19 protein-coding genes are annotated in these 17,915 nt (G+C 31.8%); 7 read left to right on the forward strand and 12 right to left on the reverse strand.

The annotated features are described in order from the left end of the window. The first annotated feature begins 6 nt into the window (after window positions 1–6). Both serC and ELQ05_RS04180 read left to right on the forward strand, forming a co-directional pair. The gene (gene serC, locus ELQ05_RS04175; protein WP_134239963.1) at window positions 7–1,083 is read left to right on the forward strand and encodes a phosphoserine transaminase; all 1,077 of its coding nucleotides are present in this window, start codon (window positions 7–9) and stop codon (window positions 1,081–1,083) included. Further along, complete coding sequence (locus tag ELQ05_RS04180) at window positions 1,080–1,430, forward strand: RidA family protein (protein ID WP_070316713.1); 351 nt, start codon at window positions 1,080–1,082, stop codon at window positions 1,428–1,430. The genes serC and ELQ05_RS04180 overlap by 4 nt, the downstream gene beginning before the upstream one ends. Here the strand turns inward: ELQ05_RS04180 and ELQ05_RS04185 are convergent. The 6 genes from ELQ05_RS04185 to ELQ05_RS04210 form a co-directional block, all read right to left on the reverse strand. Then, window positions 1,427–2,401, reverse strand: a complete 975-nt coding sequence (locus ELQ05_RS04185; protein WP_070316714.1) for a beta-ketoacyl-ACP synthase III — start codon at window positions 2,399–2,401, stop codon at window positions 1,427–1,429. The two genes, ELQ05_RS04180 and ELQ05_RS04185, sit on opposite strands and share 4 nt — an antisense overlap. Continuing rightward, window positions 2,394–3,380, reverse strand: a complete 987-nt coding sequence (gene plsX / locus ELQ05_RS04190; RefSeq protein ID WP_002854249.1) for a phosphate acyltransferase PlsX — start codon at window positions 3,378–3,380, stop codon at window positions 2,394–2,396. Before plsX ends, ELQ05_RS04185 begins: the two co-directional genes overlap by 8 nt. 5 nt (window positions 3,381–3,385) lie before the next feature. Next, window positions 3,386–3,532 (reverse strand): 50S ribosomal protein L32, encoded by a 147-nt coding sequence (gene rpmF, locus ELQ05_RS04195; protein WP_002858674.1) that lies wholly within the window; start codon window positions 3,530–3,532, stop codon window positions 3,386–3,388. A 23-nt stretch (window positions 3,533–3,555) separates the two neighbouring features. Beyond that, window positions 3,556–3,909: a hypothetical protein gene (locus tag ELQ05_RS04200; RefSeq protein ID WP_070316715.1), complete on the reverse strand. Its 354-nt coding sequence runs from the start codon at window positions 3,907–3,909 to the stop codon at window positions 3,556–3,558. Then, window positions 3,910–4,323 carry a nucleoside-diphosphate kinase gene (gene ndk, locus ELQ05_RS04205; protein ID WP_002854376.1) on the reverse strand — a complete coding sequence of 138 codons (414 nt, stop codon included), beginning with the start codon at window positions 4,321–4,323 and terminating at the stop codon, window positions 3,910–3,912. A gap of 113 nt (window positions 4,324–4,436) precedes the next feature. Continuing rightward, complete coding sequence (locus tag ELQ05_RS04210) at window positions 4,437–4,721, reverse strand: DUF362 domain-containing protein (RefSeq protein ID WP_002854354.1); 285 nt, start codon at window positions 4,719–4,721, stop codon at window positions 4,437–4,439. Between the two features lie 206 nt (window positions 4,722–4,927). Between ELQ05_RS04210 and ELQ05_RS04215 the strand changes: the two genes are divergently transcribed. Both ELQ05_RS04215 and flhB read left to right on the forward strand, forming a co-directional pair. Beyond that, complete coding sequence (locus ELQ05_RS04215) at window positions 4,928–5,524, forward strand: peroxiredoxin (RefSeq protein ID WP_002854219.1); 597 nt, start codon at window positions 4,928–4,930, stop codon at window positions 5,522–5,524. Window positions 5,525–5,642: 118 nt separating this feature from the next. Further along, on the forward strand, window positions 5,643–6,731 hold the full coding sequence (gene flhB, locus ELQ05_RS04220; RefSeq protein WP_070316716.1) for a flagellar biosynthesis protein FlhB: 1,089 nt from the start codon (window positions 5,643–5,645) through the stop codon (window positions 6,729–6,731). 5 nt (window positions 6,732–6,736) lie between these two features. Here the strand turns inward: flhB and motB are convergent, their stop codons facing one another. The 3 genes from motB to polA are packed head-to-tail and all read right to left on the reverse strand — an operon-like array spanning window position 6,737 to window position 10,914. Then, on the reverse strand, window positions 6,737–7,480 hold the full coding sequence (gene motB / locus ELQ05_RS04225) for a flagellar motor protein MotB (RefSeq protein ID WP_070316717.1): 744 nt from the start codon (window positions 7,478–7,480) through the stop codon (window positions 6,737–6,739). Between the two features lie 2 nt (window positions 7,481–7,482). Next, a complete protein-coding gene (gene motA, locus ELQ05_RS04230; protein ID WP_002880492.1) occupies window positions 7,483–8,259 on the reverse strand; it encodes a flagellar motor stator protein MotA in 777 nt (258 codons plus the stop codon). A gap of 15 nt (window positions 8,260–8,274) precedes the next feature. Continuing rightward, window positions 8,275–10,914, reverse strand: a complete 2,640-nt coding sequence (gene polA, locus ELQ05_RS04235; protein WP_070316718.1) for a DNA polymerase I — start codon at window positions 10,912–10,914, stop codon at window positions 8,275–8,277. A 162-nt stretch (window positions 10,915–11,076) separates the two neighbouring features. Between polA and ELQ05_RS04240 the strand changes: the two genes are divergently transcribed. Together ELQ05_RS04240 and ELQ05_RS04245 are read left to right on the forward strand one after the other, a co-directional pair. Beyond that, window positions 11,077–12,438, forward strand: coding sequence for an MFS transporter (locus ELQ05_RS04240; RefSeq protein WP_059110892.1), 1,362 nt, complete (start codon window positions 11,077–11,079; stop codon window positions 12,436–12,438). Next, a complete protein-coding gene (locus ELQ05_RS04245; RefSeq protein WP_070316719.1) occupies window positions 12,435–13,442 on the forward strand; it encodes a nucleoside hydrolase in 1,008 nt (335 codons plus the stop codon). The genes ELQ05_RS04240 and ELQ05_RS04245 overlap by 4 nt, the downstream gene beginning before the upstream one ends. On the opposite strand, the gene ELQ05_RS04250 is transcribed toward ELQ05_RS04245, so the two are convergent. The 3 genes from ELQ05_RS04250 to ELQ05_RS04260 all read right to left on the reverse strand — a co-directional run bounded on the left by ELQ05_RS04250 (window position 13,398) and on the right by ELQ05_RS04260 (window position 17,529). Further along, complete coding sequence (locus tag ELQ05_RS04250) at window positions 13,398–13,841, reverse strand: YqaA family protein (protein ID WP_070316720.1); 444 nt, start codon at window positions 13,839–13,841, stop codon at window positions 13,398–13,400. The genes ELQ05_RS04245 and ELQ05_RS04250 overlap by 45 nt on opposite strands. Window positions 13,842–13,845: 4 nt before the next feature. Continuing rightward, complete coding sequence (uvrA, locus tag ELQ05_RS04255; RefSeq protein WP_070316721.1) at window positions 13,846–16,671, reverse strand: excinuclease ABC subunit UvrA; 2,826 nt, start codon at window positions 16,669–16,671, stop codon at window positions 13,846–13,848. Between the two features lie 72 nt (window positions 16,672–16,743). Then, a complete protein-coding gene (locus ELQ05_RS04260) occupies window positions 16,744–17,529 on the reverse strand; it encodes a sulfite exporter TauE/SafE family protein (RefSeq protein ID WP_070316722.1) in 786 nt (261 codons plus the stop codon). 121 nt (window positions 17,530–17,650) lie between these two features. Here ELQ05_RS04260 and ELQ05_RS04265 point away from each other — a divergent pair, with 121 nt between their 5' ends. Beyond that, a complete protein-coding gene (locus ELQ05_RS04265) occupies window positions 17,651–17,776 on the forward strand; it encodes a hypothetical protein (protein WP_002854718.1) in 126 nt (41 codons plus the stop codon). Window positions 17,777–17,915: the final 139 nt, after the last annotated feature.

Raw genomic sequence — 17,915 nt, forward strand, 5'->3', positions numbered from 1 at the left:
TAAATTATGAGAAAAATTAATTTCAGTGCAGGGCCATCGACTTTACCTTTAGAAATTTTAGAGCAAGCTCAAAAAGAACTCTGTGATTATCAGGGTAGGGGTTATTCTATAATGGAAATTTCTCACCGCACAAAAGTATTTGAAGAAGTGCATTTTGGAGCACAAGAGAAAGCTAAAAAACTTTACGGGTTAAATGATGATTATGAAGTATTATTTTTACAAGGTGGAGCAAGTTTGCAATTTGCTATGATTCCTATGAATTTAGCTTTAAATGGGGTTTGTGAATATGCAAATACAGGAGTTTGGACAAAAAAAGCGATTAAAGAAGCACAAATTTTAGGTGTCAATGTTAAAACCGTAGCAAGTAGCGAGGAAAGTAATTTTAATCATATTCCTAGAGTGGAATTTAGCGATAATGCTGATTATGCTTATATTTGTTCTAACAATACTATTTACGGCACTCAATATCAAAATTATCCTAAAACTAAAACTCCTTTGATTGTGGATGCATCGAGTGATTTTTTTTCTAGAAAAGTAGATTTTTCAAATATTGCTCTTTTTTATGGCGGAGTGCAAAAAAATGCTGGAATTTCGGGTTTAAGTTGTATTTTTATCCGTAAAGATATGTTAGAAAGATCTAAAAATAAACAAATTCCTAGCATGTTAAATTATTTGACTCATGCTGAGAATCAGTCCTTGTTTAACACGCCTCCAACCTTTGCTATTTATATGTTTAATCTTGAAATGGATTGGCTTTTAAATCAAGGCGGACTTGATAAAGCACATGAGAAAAATTCTCAAAAAGCTGCTATGCTTTATGAGTGTATTGATTTAAGTAATGGATTTTATAAAGGACATGCAGATAAAAAGGATAGATCTTTAATGAATGTGAGTTTTAATATTGCTAAAAATAAAGATTTAGAGTCTCTTTTTGTAAAGGAAGCCGAAGAAGCTGGAATGATAGGACTTAAAGGACATAGAATTTTAGGAGGAATTCGTGCAAGTATTTATAATGCGCTTAATTTGGATCAGGTAAAAACCTTGTGTGAATTTATGAAAGAATTTCAAGGAAAATATGCATGATAAAGCGTTTTGATGAGTGCGATAGAATGTCGCAAATTATTGTTTTTGATAAATATTTTAAGACTGCAGGACAAGTGGCTTTTGAACCTAGCGGAGATATTAAAAAACAAACTAAAGAAGCGCTTGCAGAACTTGATGCTTTGTTTGAAAAAATAGGTGCAAACAAAGGAGATTTGATTCAAATTCAAATCTGGTTAGATAATATGCAAGATTTTGATGCAATGAATGAAATTTATGATGCTTGGATTAAAAATTATCCTAAACCTGTTAGAGCTTGTGTAGGAAGTGCTTTAGCAGAGGGTTATTTGGTAGAAATTCAAGCTTTTGGAAAGCTAAGAGAGAATTAAAAATTCTCTCCTCCAAATTTTAAAAGTGCAGATCCCCAAGTAAAACCACCGCCAAAAGCATCTAGCAAGATCAGATCCCCTTTTTTAAGCCGACCTTCTTCATAGGCATCATTCATTGCCATAGGTATAGAAGCAGCTGAAGTATTGCCATATTTTTGTACAGTGATCACACATTTTTCATCGCTTAGATTGAGTTTTTCTTGGACGGCTTTAATGATGCGTAGATTAGCTTGATGAGGAATAAAAAGATCAATTTCTTGTGCTAAAATGTTATTTTTGGTTAAAATTTCTACAACATCATTACTAAGCGTGTTTACTGCTATTTTAAAAACTTCATTGCCTTTCATTTGCATAGAAAGTGTTTGACATAGGCTTGATTTTTGCGATCTTTGAGTCATTAAAAGATCTCCATAATTACCATTGCTTGCAGTATGTACATCAAGGATATGATTTTCATTATCCAAACTTACAACTCCAGCACCTGCACCGTCTCCAAAGAGTATGCAAATACTTCTGTCATTGTAATCCATAATTGAACTTGTTTTTTCAGCTCCTATGATTAAAACATTTTTTTTCAAACCACTTTCTACTAAGGCTTTAGCTTGTTCAAGCAAATAGATAAAACCAGAACAAGCTGCTGAAATATCAAAAGCGCTAATATTTACAAGTCCTAAATTTGAAGCAATTTTACAAGCGGTTGAAGGCATAGTAAAATAATCAGGACTTAAAGTGGCTACAAGAATAGCATCAATATCTTCAGGTTTTAAATTTGCTCTTTCTATGGCTTTTAATGCAGCTTTTGTGCCCAAATCGCTAGTATTTTCATTTTCACTAGCAATGCGCCTTTCTTTAATACCTGTGCGTCTAGTGATCCATTCATCGGTGGTATCTACCATTTTTTCAAGATCAGCATTGCTTAAAATTTTTTCTGGAATATAAGAAGCTATACTTTTAAGACTGGCTTTAAGCATTGTATTTCCCAAGTTCATTTTCTATAAGTTCATTGATATGAGATTGGCTAAAATTTATAGCTTGAAAAATTGCATTTTTAATAGCTCTAGAATCGCTTTTTCCATGACTTATGATCACGCAGCCATTAACTCCAAGAAGGGGTGCTCCGCCATATTCTTGCCAATCTGTGTGTTTTTTTAATTTTTTAAAAGATGGCTTCATGAGTAAAGCACCTATTTTAGAAATAAAAGATTGCTTTACTTCGTTTTTTAGAAGTTGAAAAATAGCTGTTGCCACACCTTCACAAGCCTTTAAGATAACATTTCCATCAAAACCATCACAGACTAAAACATCTATTTCACCATTGAAAATATCTCTACCTTCAGCATTACCTATAAAATTTGGAATTTTTTTCATAAGCTGATGACTTTCTTTGGTAAGTTCATTACCTTTGCATTCTTCTTCACCATTAGAAAGTAAAGCAAGGCGTGGTTTTTGAATTTGCATGATTGCTCTAGCATAAACTTCACCCATTATGGCAAATTGAAATAAATTTTCAGCTTTACAATCTGTATTAGCTCCAACATCCAAAAGTAAAGTTTTGTTAATGATATTTGGCATTAAAGTGGCAATAGCAGGTCTTGAAATGCCTTTAAGTCTTCCAAGCCTTAAGGTAGCCAAAGACATACTTGCTCCACTATGACCCGCTGAAACTACAGCATCTACTTTTTTTTCTTTTAATAAATTAATAGCTTTATATATGGTTGTTTCTTTATTTTTTAAAGCATCTGTGGCATTTTCATTCATCGAAAAAATTTCACTAGCTTCTTCGTATTGTATATATTGTTCTAATTTTTTTGGTATTAAAGGTTTTAGAATTTTAGAATTTCCCACTAAGATAGCGTTAAAAGGTTTTGCTTCTAGCGCCTTTAAAACGCCTTCTATAATGGGTTTTTCTCCAAAATCACCACCCATTGCATCAATGGCAATGTTAATCATTGATTTTAATATTCCTTAGTTGTTGGATTCGCACGGTGAGGCATTTTGTAGCTTCCATCTTTGTCTTTTATAGGCATAGGAAGACTAACTTTATAGTGAGTTCTGCGTTTAGCTGCACGAGTTTTGCTCACTCTTCTCTTTGGTACTGCCATTTTTTCTCCTTTATAAAATTTAATTAATTATTGCAATTTATGCAATAAAAATAATCACTTAAATAAGCTTCAAGCTCGCTGATAGCAACTTCTATTAAATCAATATGTCCATCGAAAAATTCTATAGTATTGCTCAATTCGTTTGCTTCATCTTTAAAAATACCATCACTTGCAAAAAGTTCTAAATTTTCTTTAATTTCAAGTTTTAACTCAGTTCCACAACTATCACAAGGTCTATAGATAAAACCTTGCATAATAGCATTTATTTTAACAAGCTTAGGATTTATTTTTACTAAATTTCCCTCAAAAATCATATTTTCAAGATTAAGTTTAAAAGGATATTCCTTTGTATTAATCTTAGAAAAAGGGATTTTCATTTAGCAAATTTCATTTGGTTTAAAGAAAAAATCAATTTCTATTTTTGCATTTTCCAAGCTGTCACTTCCATGAACAGCATTAGCATCAATACTCTCAGCAAAATCGGCTCTAATTGTTCCTGCTTTAGCTTCTTTAGGATTTGTCGCTCCCATTAAATCTCTATTTTTTAATACAGCACCTTCTCCTTCTAGTACAGAAACAACAACAGGACCGCTAATCATAAATTCAACTAAGTCTTTAAAAAAAGGTCTTTCTTTATGAACAGCATAAAAATTTTCAGCTTGCTCTTTACTAAGTTGAACTTTTTTCATTGCAGCGATTCTTAATCCATTGCTTTCAAAACGATCTAAAATTTTTCCTATAACACCTTTTTTAACAGCATCAGGTTTAATTATAGATAAAGTTTTTTCCATCTTTGTAATAACTCCTTATTTTAATAAAGCTTAAAATTATACTTGAATTTGTTTAAAGAAAGTTAAATTATAAAGAAAAAGCTAGGAATCTCTAGCTTTTTAATTTTTTAAAATTATGCAAAAACTGGAGTGTCCCCACTTCTCATATCAGCGCCAATATTATCACGACTTGGTTGTCCTGATTCTACAGCACTCCAAACTATACATCCATCTGTTGGGCAAGCACTGGCACAAGCTGGTTGATCATTATGTCCTACGCATTCAACGCATTTGTTTGCATAAACATAATATCTATCTTCACCTTCTGGATTGTTAGCATCATCAACGATAGCACTCACTGGACACTCATCAATACAAGAACCACAAGCAATACATATATCTGTAATTTTTACAGCCATTTTTTCTCCTTTTTAATATTAAGATTTAAAAGATTTTAGCATAAAATTCTTAAATAAGGTAAATTTTGATAATCAAAAATTTACATTATTTGATAATAATTATAACTTTCTTAAATTTTTAATATTATTCTTAGATATTTAAAAAAAAATAAAGATTTAAACGATATAATTTCGTTATCAATAAAATTTATTATTTAGGAGAAAATATGATAGTTACTAAAAAAGCTTTAGATTTTACTGCTCCAGCAGTATTGGGAAACAATGAAATTGTTCAAGATTTTAATCTTTATAAAAATATAGGTCCAAAAGGAGCGGTAGTATTCTTTTATCCAAAAGATTTTACTTTTGTTTGTCCTTCAGAAATTATAGCTTTTGACAAAAGATATCAAGAATTTAAAAACCGTGGCATTGAAGTAATTGGAATTTCAGGAGATAATGAATTTTCACATTTTGCTTGGAAAAATACTCCAGTAAATCAAGGTGGTATTGGTCAGGTTAAATTTCCGCTTGTTGCTGACTTAACTAAGCAGATTGCTAGAAATTTTGATGTACTTTATGCAGAAGCAGTTGCCCTTCGTGGTTCGTTCTTGCTTGATGCTGATGGAACAGTTCGCCATGCTGTGGTTAATGATTTACCACTAGGTAGAAATATAGATGAAATGTTAAGAATGGTTGATACTATGCTTTTTACAAATGAGCATGGTGAAGTTTGTCCTGCAGGATGGAATAAGGGTGATGAAGGTATGAAAGCTAACCCTAAAGGCGTGGCTGAATATCTTGGCAAAAACGAAGCTAAACTTTAATTTCTTAGTATAAAGCCTCTTTACGAGGCTTTTTCTTCATTTTTATTCTTTAATTGAAATTCATAAATTTTCTACTATAATTTTACACACATATTAAAATTTTTATTTAGGCTAAAATATGGCAGGCGAAGATCAAGAAAAAACAGAAGAACCCACGTCCAAAAAGATAGAAGATGCGCGTAAAGAAGGTAATGTTCCAAAGTCTCAAGATGCGGCAGCTATTGTAACTTTGATAATTGGAGTAACTATAACTTTATTTATGATGAGTTTTATGGGCGAGAGAATTGTAAATTTATATAGATACTATCAAAGTTTTATTGGTGTTGAATTTGATTTGCGTATTATTCAAGCCATTATGATTAAAAGTATTTTTGAGGTTTTAATTATTCTTGCACCTATTGTTTTAAGTATTATGATTGCTGGGGTTTTAGGAAATATTATGCAATTTGGTTTTATTTTTACAACTAAACCTATTATGCCAAATTTAGGAAAAATCAATCCTCTAAAAGGTTTAAAAAACCTTTTTTCGTTGAAAAAAATTGTTGAAAGTATAAAAATTATTTTAAAAGTGGGTATTGTTTTTACTATAGCTTTTATAGTTTTACTTAAATTTATGCAAGAGCTTCCAAGAGTTGAGCTTTATACTATGGTTGCACAGCTTACTTGGCTAAGAGACAGAGCTATTGTTTTAGCAGCTATTGTTATAGTTGCTTTTTTAATTATTGCTGTTTTAGATGTTTTTTTGGTGCGTTTTCAGTATTTTAAAGGTTTGCGTATGAGCAAACAAGAAATAAAAGATGAGTATAAACAAATGGAAGGAGATCCTCAGGTTAAAGGTAGAATTCGTAGACTTCAAATGGAAGCTGCGCGTCGTCGTATGATTCAAGATGTTGCAGGTGCGGATGTGGTGATCACAAACCCAACGCATTATGCCGTAGCTATTCGTTATGATACAAGTAAAGAACAAGCCCCTAGGGTTGTTGCCAAAGGAGTGGATTTTCTCGCTCTTCGCATAAAACAAGTAGCCTATGAAAATAATGTTGTAGTTTATGAAAATCCTCCTTTAGCAAGAGAGCTTTATAAAGCTTGTGATGTTAATGATCTTATTCCTAGGGAAATGTTTAAAGCTGTAGCTGAGGTACTAGGATTTGTTTATAATACAAATAATAAGAGTCGTTTAGCTGGTCAAGTAAAAAAAGGAAACTAAAACTTTTAAGGTGCTTTAGTTCCTATTTTGTTAATAAGCTCAAGAACCGATTTTTGAGTATTTGTATCTGCTGTATCGACTTTAAAATATATTTCTACTCTATTATTTTCTAGAGCTTGTGGATTTCCATTGATGGGATTATTAAGCCCGTAGCTTTTAATGCTAATGTTTTTTAAATTTGCTCCACCTTCTATAAAATATTTTAATACATTTTCTGCTCTTTGATAGGCGAGTTCATAACTTCTTATAATAGAGTCGCTATTGTCTGTATAGCCTCTAATTTCTATTTTTGCTTGAGGTGGCAAATATGTTGTTAGTTCAGCCATACGTTTTAAATAATCTTGTATATCAGCTGAAACGATTTGAGCACTACCTCTTTCAAATTCAACTTTAGATGGAAGGTTAAGAGCAACCTGATTGTCGCTTTGATCTAGAGCTGCTTGAAGACGTTTGATGGTTTCTTGCTGTGTCATAGTCATTTGTTTTAACGATTTGAGTTCATCACTTTCTTCTTTTGCTGCACCCTTATATTTTTCTTGGGTTTTACTTTCTTCTTTGACTGTTTGAGTAGAGGTATAATCAAAGATTTTAACAAATTCGGTTTTTAAAGCCTCTACTTTAGCAGGATTTGTTTTAGAAATTGCCCAAAGAGCAATAAAAAGTGCCAAAAGCAAACTTAGAAAGTCTGCATAAGGTACAGCCCATTTTTCACCTGCAGGACATTCTGGACATTTATGTTTCTTGGCCATTTTTAACCTTTGTCAAATTGTGAAATTTTTGGATCATCGTGACTTAAGAAATTAAAAAGCTTAGCTTCCAAATCTCTAGGATTCGCACCTTCTGCAATTCCTTTTATGGCTTCAGTGATGACAATTTGCTCTTTTACAAGATCCATTCCATTAGCTTTCATTTTTCTTCCCCAAGGTGCAAAAAGCGCATAAGCACCAAAAATCCCAGTAACCGTAGCTGTAAAAGCACCTGAAATACCCGCTGCCATTGCTTGAGGATTATCTAGCAATTTAAGAGCTAGAATAAGACCAAAAACCGCTCCAACAAGTCCCATGGTAGGGCAAGTTTCTCCAAATACTATCCAATATTCTGCGCATTCTTTATAATGCTCTTCAAGTTGTTCGGTTTGTATTTCCATGCTTTCGTGAATTTCTTCAAAGCTTTTACCATCTACAAGCATCATCATAGCATTTTTTAAAAATTCATTTTCAATCTCATTGGTTCTTGATTCTAATGCTAAAAGACCATCTCTTCTTGCAATAATAGCAAATTCTATTAACTGAGCTATCCTTTCAGGTAGATTTACTCCAGAACCTTTAAAGACAACTTTGAGTTCTTTATAAGCTGCTTTTACAATTTTTTTATGTGTAGAAGTCATTGCACAAAATGCAGCCGTTGGCATAACTATAAGAAAGGAAGAAAGGTGAATAACATGTAAAGGATTTCCTCCTTCTAATATATCTCCTACTGAAATACTAGTAACTGCGAGCACCATTCCCAGTATGGTTGAAAGATCCATTAAATATCTCCTTGATTATTTTAAATCGCCCCAATTTTTAGCGATACTTGAGCTTGTTTTTAATTTTACTTTTAATTTTACTATATTTTCCATAATATCTCTAGTTTTTTTTACAAAATTTTCACATAAATCATCTTTTACTTCAAAAATTAATTCATCGTGAATTTGCAAAATAAGCTTTTTGTCTTCATTTAATTCTTTATTGATTTCTAGCATTGCAAGTTTGATTACATCAGCTGCTGAGCCTTGTAAGATTGAATTAATGCTTTCTCTTTCATACATGGCAATTTGCATAGGTTTTGCGTTTTCAAAATCAAAATAACGCTTGCGACCGCTTAAAGTAGTGATAAAACCATTTTGTTTAGCTTTGTTTTTAACTGTTTCAAAATATTTCTTAATACTAGTAAAATTTTCAAAATATTTTTCTATGTAAGATTTGGCTAAATGAGCTTCTATTTTTAAATTTTGACTTAAAGTTTTATAGCCCATGCCATAAATAAGTCCAAAATTTATACTTTTTGCAACACTTCTGGTTTCATAATTGCTTTCTCCAAAAATCATTATAGCTGTTCTTGCATGTATATCTTCATCGTTAGCAAAAGCATTTAAAAGTTTTTCATCTTCGCTAAAATGCGCAAGCATTCTCAGTTCGATTTGAGAATAATCAAGAGAGATAAAACTAAATCCATCTTTAGCTACAAAGCAAGATTTATAATCTTTTGCGTATTGTCCGTGTGCAGGAATATTTTGCAAATTCGGATCTTTAGATGAAAGGCGTCCTGTAGCAGTTCCAGTCTGTAAAAAACTTGAATAAATGCGTGAATTTTTATCTTTTAACGCTAGTTTTAACAAAGGTTCGCAATAAGTGGAATAAAGTTTGGCAAGTTCTCTATAATCTAAAATTTTGGCAATTACAGGATGTTTATCTAAAAGTGCATTTAAAACTTTTTCATCGGTAGAATATCCTGTTTTTCCTTTTTTTCCACTTGGAAGTTTAAGTTTTTCAAAAAGTATATCACCTACTTGTTTAGGTGAGTTTAGGTTAAATCTATCCTCACAAAGAGTATAAATTTCTTCACTTAAATTTTTGATTTCATTTTCAAATTTTTTCATAAGGGCTTCAAGTGCATTTGTATCAAGCTTTATGCCATTTTCTTCCATCATCATAATGATTTTAATGAAATCAAATTCACAGTTTTTAGCAAGTTCTAATAAAGGAGTTTCAAGATTTTTTAAAAAATAAAGATAAAATCTTAACGTGATATAAGCATCTTCTGCGGCGTATTTGCAAGCTTTTTCAAGTTCTACACTTGCAAAATTTTCTCCTTTTTTAACAAGGCTTTCAAAATGTAAGGTTTCATAATTAAAAAGTCTTAAGGCTAAATCATCCATATTTACTCTTAAAGAAGGATTTTTAAGCCATGCTAAAATCATTGTATCTGCGTATTTTTGAGGTAAATTTAATCCAAAATTGTTTTGAATGATTTTAAAATCATATTTGAGATTGTGTCCTATAACAAAATGATTAAAGATTAGCTCTATAGCTTTTTTGGCACTTTGCAATGAAATTTGCTCACCTACTCCAAGATAGTTATGAGTTAAAGGCACGTAAAAAGCTTCGTTTTCACTCATGCAAAAACTAAAACCAACAATTTTTGCTTCTTTTGTATCAAGTCCTGTGGTTTCGGTATCAAAAGCAATAATACTTTCTTTATCAAGGGTATTTAAAATTTCAAAAAGTTTGTTTTCATCTTGTATTAAAGTGGCTTTAAAACCTAAATTTTTATCTTTATTATCAGGATTTTGACGCAGCTTTTTAAGCAAAGTATTAAGTTCGTAATGTTCTAAAATTTCAAGTATTTTTAAAAGAGGTTCTTCATCAGGATAAGTTGCTTTTTCTATAAGATCTTGCACTTCTAAATTTTCGTATAAAGAAGCTAATTTTTTGCTTAAAAATGCATTTTCCTTACCCTCTAAAAGCAAGTTACGACTTCTTTCGTTGCGTATTAGAGTTAAATTTTCATAAATTCCTTCTATGCTGCCAAATTCATCAAGTAAGGTTTTAGCCCCTTTTGCACCTATACCTTTAACGCCTGGAATATTATCAGAACTATCTCCGCAAAGAGCTAAAAAATCTCTGATTTGATGAGGTTTTACTCCGTATTTTTCTAAACACGCTGCTTCATCATAGTCGTTTTTAGAAATAGGACTGTAAATGCTTGTTTTACCATCTTTTATGAGTTGATAAAGATCTTTATCTTGAGTGATAATGCGTACAAAAATATCCCTATCTTCACAAGTTTTTACAAAAGAAGCGATGATATCATCGGCTTCATAACCTTCTTGAGAAACGCTTATAAAACCCATTTTTTCTATCATCTCTATGCAAATTGGAATTTGTTCTAGAAGTTCAGGTGGTGGTGGAGTGCGATTTTGTTTATAGTTTGGATCAATTTCGCTACGAAAAGTTTTTCCTTTGGAGTCTAATGCAAAAACAATATAATCACTTTTATGTTCATTTTTTAAGCTATAAATAAAATTTGCAAAACCGCTAATCATTCCACTAGCTTGTCCTTGTGAATTTTTAAAACCTTTTAATGCGTAGTAAAGTCTGAAAAAAAATCCAAAAGTATCGATAATAGTTAAAGTTTTCATAATAATTTCTTCTTTTGATAAAATATATTTTTAAGCTGTATTATTTCAAAATTTTGCTTAATAATGTCTACAATTTAAGATCTTTAAGCAAAAACACTGCAATTTTTAGCCATAATTACAAATTATTTATAAAAAAATATATTAAAATATAAGGATAATGTAATGACAAATCAGCAAATTGATGGAATTGCGGATAAGAATTTTAACACACCTGAAGGTAGGAAAGTTTTTAAAAAGGCAGTTTTTTCTTGCTGGTTGGGAACTGCTATGGAATATGCAGATTTTGCACTTTATGGTTTAGCAGCTGCAACAATTTTTTCAGAAGTGTTTTTTCCTGAGCAAACTCCAGTAATTGCACTTTTGCTTAGTTTTGTAACTTATGGCATAGGTTTTATTGCAAGACCTATTGGGGCTTTGTTTTTTGGTTATTTAGGCGATAAACACGGAAGAAAAAATGTTATGATGGCTACAATAGCTTTAATGGGAATTTCAACTACTCTTATAGGTTTTATTCCAAGCTATGCAGTGATTGGTGTTTGGGCGCCTATTTGTTTGGTTATATTACGTTTTATGCAGGGTTTTGGTGCAGGAGCTGAACTTTCAGGTGGAACAGTTATGCTAGGAGAATATGCTCCTAGCAAGAGAAGAGGGCTTGTTTCTTCTGTGATTGCCTTAGGATCAAATAGCGGAACTTTGCTTGCGTCTTTTGTATGGCTTTTGATGGTACAAATGGATGAAGCAAGTTTTAAAGAATGGGGTTGGAGAGTTCCTTTTATGGGAAGTATTTTAATCGCTCTTTTTGCTGTATATATTCGTTTTCATGTCAAAGAAACCCCTGTTTTTGAAAAGCAAAAAAATGAAATGATGAAATTGCGTCTTAATAACGAAAAGCATATGAAAAAAGATGAAAGAAGTTTTTGGCAAAGAAGTCGTGCTTTTTGGACTATGGTGGGCTTAAGAATAGGCGAAAACGGACCTTCTTATCTTGCACAAGGTTTTATTGTAGGTTATGTGACTAAAATTTTACTTTTAGACAAATCAGTTGCCACTACAGCGGTAATGATAGCTTCATTGGTGGGTTTTTTGGTTATTCCTTTGGCAGGTTATTTAAGTGATAGATTTGGAAGACGTATTACTTATAGAATGTTTTGTTTGCTTTTGATGATTTATGCTTTTCCTGCTTTTATGCTTTTAGATAGTAAAAATGAAATTATTGTGATTTTAACTATTATTGTAGGTATGTCTTTAGCATCTTTAGGGATTTTTGGTGTACAAGCGGCTTGGGGTGTAGAACTTTTTGGGGTAAAAAACCGTTATACAAAAATGGCTTTTGCTAAGGAGCTAGGTTCTATTCTTTCAGGAGGAACAGCGCCTATGGTGGCTTCTGCTTTGCTTGCGTATTATGGCACTTGGTGGCCTATCGCAACGTATTTTGTATTAACTGCAGGTATAGGTTTTGTGACTACATTTTTTGCGCCAGAAACTAGAGGCAGGGATTTAAATAAAATAGAGGATGCGATATGAGACTTATCTTAGACACGGATATAGGCAATGCTATTGCAGGAGCAAATACCGATGATGGTTTAGCGCTTGCTTTGATTTTGGCATCTAAAGAAATCAAACTTGAAATGCTAAGCACAATTTGCGGTAATGTTCCAAGTCTTGTTGCCTATAGCGTGGCTAAGGATTTATTTAAACGTTTAAATTTAAATATCCCCGTTTATTTAGGAGCGAATGAAGCCTTAAAAGAACCAAGTAAAGCTTGGCGTCAAAGACTTGATGAAAGTGTAAAAAATTTTAAGCTTGAATATCTTTGGGAAAATATAAAAAGTCCTGAAATTTTAGAAAATATAAATCCTGATGCGATTTTTAAAATGGGTGAGTTGGTGGGTAAAAATCCTAAAGAAATTTCTATTTGTGCGATAGGACCTTTGACAAATATTGCTATGGCTATGAAAATTTTTAAAGATTTTGATATAAATCTTAAAGAGCTTTTTATTATGGGCGGTAGTTTTGATATGCCTTATTACACTAAGGATACAAATTTTGGTTTCGATCCTGAGGCGGCTAGTATAGTGTTAAATTCAAGAGCTAAAATTACACTCGTACCTTATAATGTAACCATGCAGACTTTACTAACACATGAGGATTTAAAAGAGTTGCAAGCTAAGAATATTTTATGCGATTTTATCGTTGAAACTTTAGGTGTTTGGATTGATTATGTTTCTAAAACACGTGGTACAAAGGGAACTTGGATACATGACGCTTTAACAATAGCTTATGCATTAGATTCTAGTATTGCAGATTTTGATGAGTGTTATGCTGATGTTATTTGTGATAGTTCTTTGGCAAGAGGTATGAGTTGGCGTTGTTTTAAAGAACCAAAAATGAGTATGGGGGTGGATTTAAGCACTAAAAATTGTGTTAAAATTTTAAAAAATGTAGATAATACAAAGCTTTTAAAACTTATAAAAGAGAGGCTTTTAAAAGGAGTTTGCTATGAAAATTATGAAAGCATAACGACTTAATTTTCCAAGTAAGATAAAAAATATAGTTTTTAAAAAAGAATATTTCGCAAAACCAAGTCCCAAGGCAAAAAGATCTCCCACCAAAGGTAAAAAAGTAAAAAAAGCAAATATACTTCCAAATTTAGCAAAATTAGCATTGAAATTTTCTAATTTTTTCAAGGATTTGCTAAAGTATTTTTCTAAAATTTTTTGCTTACCAAGATAAGCCAAGCCATAAGTACTTAAACTTCCTAAGGTATTACCCAAAGTGGCTACGATAAGCACTAAATTTGGATTAAAATCAAGTTTTATAAAGCCTAAAACAAAGGCTTCGCTTGCCAAAGGTAATAGTGTGCTTGAAAGAAAACACACTATAAAAAGTCCTAAATAACTTATATCATTATATAAAAAACCAAACATAAAATTATGATTTTTGTGTATTTTTAAGCTCTAAGTCTAGATAATATCCTGTGTAAGAACGGGTTTTTTTGTGTTCTTTAGCGACTTTTTCCACGCTTCCTGTGCTTATAACTTTTCCACCTTTAACTCCGCCTTCAGGCCCCATATCGATAATATAATCAGCATTTTTAATCACATCTAAATTATGCTCTATTACAAAAACCGAATTTTTAAGATCAACCAAATGTTGTAAAACTAAGATGAGTTTATTGACATCTTCAAAATGCAGTCCTGTTGTAGGTTCATCAAGTATATAAAGCGTTTTTCCTGTATCGCTACGGCTTAGTTCTTTAGCAAGTTTGATTCTTTGTGCTTCACCTCCACTTAAGGTGGTGGCATTTTGTCCTAGAGTTAGATAATCTAAACCCACTTTTACTAGAGTATCTAATTTTTGTTTGATTTTGGGAACAGCTGTAAAAAATTCACTCGCTTCTAAAACACTCATATTTAAAATTTCACTGATATTTTTGCCTTTATATTTGATTTCTAGCGTGGCATCATTGTAGCGTTTGCCCCCGCAAGTATCACAAACTACCATAACATCAGGTAAAAAATGCATCTCTATTTTGATTTCTCCATCTCCGCTACATTTCTCACATCTTCCACCCTTGACATTAAAAGAAAAGCGTCCTGCTTTATAACCACGCATTTTGGCTTCTTTAGTGGAGGCAAAAAGATTTCTGATTTCATCCATAGCGCCTGTATAGGTGGCAGGATTTGATCGTGGTGTGCGCCCAATTGGGCTTTGATCAAGATAAATGACTTTATCAAGTTTTTCAAGTCCTTCTATTTGTACCCCACCAAGTTTTTTAACTTTTTTAGCGCGGTTTAATTCCTCTTGTGCAAAAGGAAGTAGGGTTTGAAGTATCAAAGAACTTTTTCCAGAACCTGAAACTCCTGTTATAGCGACTAAATTTTGTAAAGGAAATTTTACGCTTAAATCTTGGATATTGTTAATATTTACATTTTTAAGTTCAAGCCATTCTTTTTGTGCTCTGTTTTGAAGTTGTGAAATTTGTTTTTTACCATTCATATAAAGTGCAGTTTCGCTTTTGCTTTTTAAAAGTTCTTTATAAGTTCCACTAAATACAACCTCACCTCCAAATTTTCCTGCTTTTGGGCCAATATCTACAATAAAATCTGCTTCTTCTATAGTCATTTTATCATGCTCTACGACAATTAGGGTATTGCCCTTTTGTTGTAAATTTCTTAAAGTTTTAATCAGTTTTGCAGTATCTCTTTCATGAAGTCCTATGCTAGGCTCATCTAAGACATACATCACTCCACTTAAACCACTGCCAATTTGTGAAGCTATGCGGATTCTTTGTGCTTCACCCCCACTAATCGTTCTTGCATCGCGCCCTAAGGAAAGATAACCTAGTCCCACATCATACAAGAAAAACAATCTTTCGTTGATTTCTTTTAGGATAGGTTTAGAAATAAGTTTTTGTTGCTCGCTTAAATAAGAAAAATTTTTCTCATCTGCAAAAAAGGCCGTACTATCTTCTATGCTCATATCTAAAATTTCACCCAAGCCTTTTTTGGCTACTTTCACGGCTAAACTTTCGGGTTTTAAACGATGCCCACCGCAGTCTTTACAAATTTTTTCACTCATATATTCGGCTAAATCTTTTTCATCTTTTAGCATTTCATAAGCCATTTTAACTACGCCTTCAAAGGTGCGTTTTAGACGATTTCTTTTCCAAAGAAATTCTATAGTTTTGGCATTACCATACAATACAAGGCGTTTTTGTTCTTCGCTTAATTGCATAAAAGGTATTTTGATAGGAATTTCATTTTGTTCGCAAAAGGCGATTAGGAATTTATAATAATAACTTTTATTAAAACCATACATGATTTTAACAGCACCATTTTCGAGGCTTAAATTTTCATCGATGATTTTTTTCATATCTAAAGTATAACGAATTCCAAGTCCATCACAAGCTTCACATGCTCCTTTTGGAGAATTAAAAGAAAAGCTTAAAGGCTCGAGTGGAACAAAAGAAATTTTACAATCAAAACAAGCTGAATGTTCGCTAAAATGATAATGTTTATTAAGGTTTATTTCCTCATGATTTAAAACTTCTATTTCTATTTCTCCAAAGCTTTCTTGTAAGCCTTTTTCTATATCGCTTGCAAGACGAGAGAGTAAATCTTCTTGAATTTCAAGCCTATCTATGACAAGTTTAATGGTGTGTTTTTTGGTTTTGGCCAGTTCAATTTCTTCATCAAGTCTTACCAAAACTCCATCGATTTGAGCTCTTACATAGCCTTTGTTGCGTAAATTTTCAAGCAAATCTGCATAAGTTCCTTTTTTTTCTCGTATGAGTGGGGCGTAGATGATGATTTTTGCACCTTTTGGAAATTTTAAAATTTCACTGACTATATCACTTGCACTCATAGATGAGATTTTTTGTCCGCATTGATGACAATGTTGAATACCCACTCTTGCATATAAAAGTCTTAGATAATCATAAATTTCAGTGATGGTTCCCACGGTCGAGCGTGGATTTTTAGAAGTGGTTTTTTGATCTATGGCAATGGCTGGAGTTAAACCTTCGATTTTATCGACATCAGGTTTGCCTACCTTATCTAAAAATTGTCTGGCATAAGCACTTAAACTTTCTATATAACGGCGTTGTCCTTCAGCATAAAGAGTTCCAAAAGCAAGGGTTGATTTTCCACTTCCACTCAGTCCTGTAAAAACAATGAGTTTGTTTTTGGGAATTTCAAGGTGGATATTTTTTAGGTTATTTTCTCTTGCACCAATGATTTTTATGGTATCGTTCATAGTCTTTCCTAAACATTAAATAAATTTAAGATTTTAGCATAATAATATTAAAAGAACTTGGATAAATCCAAGTTAAAAATTTATAAGATTTAGCTTATTAAGTAAAGAGTGGGTGGTTCCAAGTATTGATAAGGCATATACGCAAAGTAAAATTTTTCTATGAGCTGAAATATGCATTTTTTCTATGATTTTAATTCCTATAAAAACTCCAACCATAGAAGCTATACCTACTAGTATTCCTTTATGAATAACTTCAGAGTCTATAACTCTAGAATTTGAAAAAGATATAATACCAGAGACTGAAGCAAAAATAACAAAAAACAAGGATAAAGAAACAACTTTTTTACTATCATAGCCTAAAAAATAAGCTAAAATCGGAGCAATTAAAAGTCCACCACCAATTCCCAAAGAAATAGCAAAAATACCAGTAAAAGCTCCAGCAATAAATAAAATGACATTCTTTACCCAAACGCTTCTTTGATTTTGCACAATGTTTTCTTTAATTCCAAAAGCATATTTGATAAAAAATATACAACTTACCGCCAAAAATACGCTAGTAAGAGCTACATCACTTAAAGCTTTTAAAAGCATTCCGCTAAAGCTTGCCCCTATGAGTCCTCCAAAACCTATCATAATACCATCTTTAAGATTTAGATTTTTTTTCTTATAATTAATATAAGAGCCAAAAACTGCTGCAAAAATCATTTGCAATACTGAAATTCCGATAGCATGGTGAGCACTTGCTCCAAGTGCGAACATAGAAGGAACGATAATCATACCTCCACCAATGCCAAAAAGTCCAGAAGCAATACCTGAAATGATTCCTATGATTAGATAAGGTAAATCTGTGATTTCCATAGCTTTTCCTAAAAAATATTAAATATTTCAAATACGGAATAATTTTATCTTATTAAGCTAAGTATTATCTTAGTTTTTTATAACAATAGAATATTTTTTGGTAACTTTAAGCATCGTAAAAATGTTTCAAAATATTATAAAATATAAAGATTTTATAATATTTATTTTAAATTTAAAGCAAAATTTATATTTATTGATTAAAATTAATTTAGACTTTAAAAATTTTCATAAAAGTCTTAATTTTTGAAATATTTTATAAGAAAGGTAAAAGATGAGTCAAAATGGTTTTTTTAGCAATTCTTTGATTTTAAAACTTACACATACTCTTCGCTCTTGGCGTTTCTAAACTTCTTTTTATCTAAATTTTTTCTTTAATATTATTTTAA

Origin of the sequence: Campylobacter sp. US53, assembly GCF_004378995.1 — a bacterium.
GTDB classification, from domain to species: domain Bacteria; phylum Campylobacterota; class Campylobacteria; order Campylobacterales; family Campylobacteraceae; genus Campylobacter_D; species Campylobacter_D jejuni.

Bases quoted from the DNA above. Each gene is read 5' to 3' on its own strand.
- serC (WP_134239963.1), top strand. From the start codon at position 7: ATGAGAAAAATTAATTTCAGTGCAGGGCCATCGACTTTACCTTTAGAA.
- ELQ05_RS04180 (WP_070316713.1), top strand. From the start codon at position 1,080: ATGATAAAGCGTTTTGATGAGTGCGATAGAATGTCGCAAATTATTGTT.
- ELQ05_RS04185 (WP_070316714.1), bottom strand. From the start codon at position 2,401: ATGCTTAAAGCCAGTCTTAAAAGTATAGCTTCTTATATTCCAGAAAAA.
- plsX (WP_002854249.1), bottom strand. From the start codon at position 3,380: ATGATTAACATTGCCATTGATGCAATGGGTGGTGATTTTGGAGAAAAA.
- rpmF (WP_002858674.1), bottom strand. From the start codon at position 3,532: ATGGCAGTACCAAAGAGAAGAGTGAGCAAAACTCGTGCAGCTAAACGC.
- ELQ05_RS04200 (WP_070316715.1), bottom strand. From the start codon at position 3,909: ATGAAAATCCCTTTTTCTAAGATTAATACAAAGGAATATCCTTTTAAA.
- ndk (WP_002854376.1), bottom strand. From the start codon at position 4,323: ATGGAAAAAACTTTATCTATAATTAAACCTGATGCTGTTAAAAAAGGT.
- ELQ05_RS04210 (WP_002854354.1), bottom strand. From the start codon at position 4,721: ATGGCTGTAAAAATTACAGATATATGTATTGCTTGTGGTTCTTGTATT.
- ELQ05_RS04215 (WP_002854219.1), top strand. From the start codon at position 4,928: ATGATAGTTACTAAAAAAGCTTTAGATTTTACTGCTCCAGCAGTATTG.
- flhB (WP_070316716.1), top strand. From the start codon at position 5,643: ATGGCAGGCGAAGATCAAGAAAAAACAGAAGAACCCACGTCCAAAAAG.
- motB (WP_070316717.1), bottom strand. From the start codon at position 7,480: ATGGCCAAGAAACATAAATGTCCAGAATGTCCTGCAGGTGAAAAATGG.
- motA (WP_002880492.1), bottom strand. From the start codon at position 8,259: ATGGATCTTTCAACCATACTGGGAATGGTGCTCGCAGTTACTAGTATT.
- polA (WP_070316718.1), bottom strand. From the start codon at position 10,914: ATGAAAACTTTAACTATTATCGATACTTTTGGATTTTTTTTCAGACTT.
- ELQ05_RS04240 (WP_059110892.1), top strand. From the start codon at position 11,077: ATGACAAATCAGCAAATTGATGGAATTGCGGATAAGAATTTTAACACA.
- ELQ05_RS04245 (WP_070316719.1), top strand. From the start codon at position 12,435: ATGAGACTTATCTTAGACACGGATATAGGCAATGCTATTGCAGGAGCA.
- ELQ05_RS04250 (WP_070316720.1), bottom strand. From the start codon at position 13,841: ATGTTTGGTTTTTTATATAATGATATAAGTTATTTAGGACTTTTTATA.
- uvrA (WP_070316721.1), bottom strand. From the start codon at position 16,671: ATGAACGATACCATAAAAATCATTGGTGCAAGAGAAAATAACCTAAAA.
- ELQ05_RS04260 (WP_070316722.1), bottom strand. From the start codon at position 17,529: ATGGAAATCACAGATTTACCTTATCTAATCATAGGAATCATTTCAGGT.
- ELQ05_RS04265 (WP_002854718.1), top strand. From the start codon at position 17,651: ATGTTTCAAAATATTATAAAATATAAAGATTTTATAATATTTATTTTA.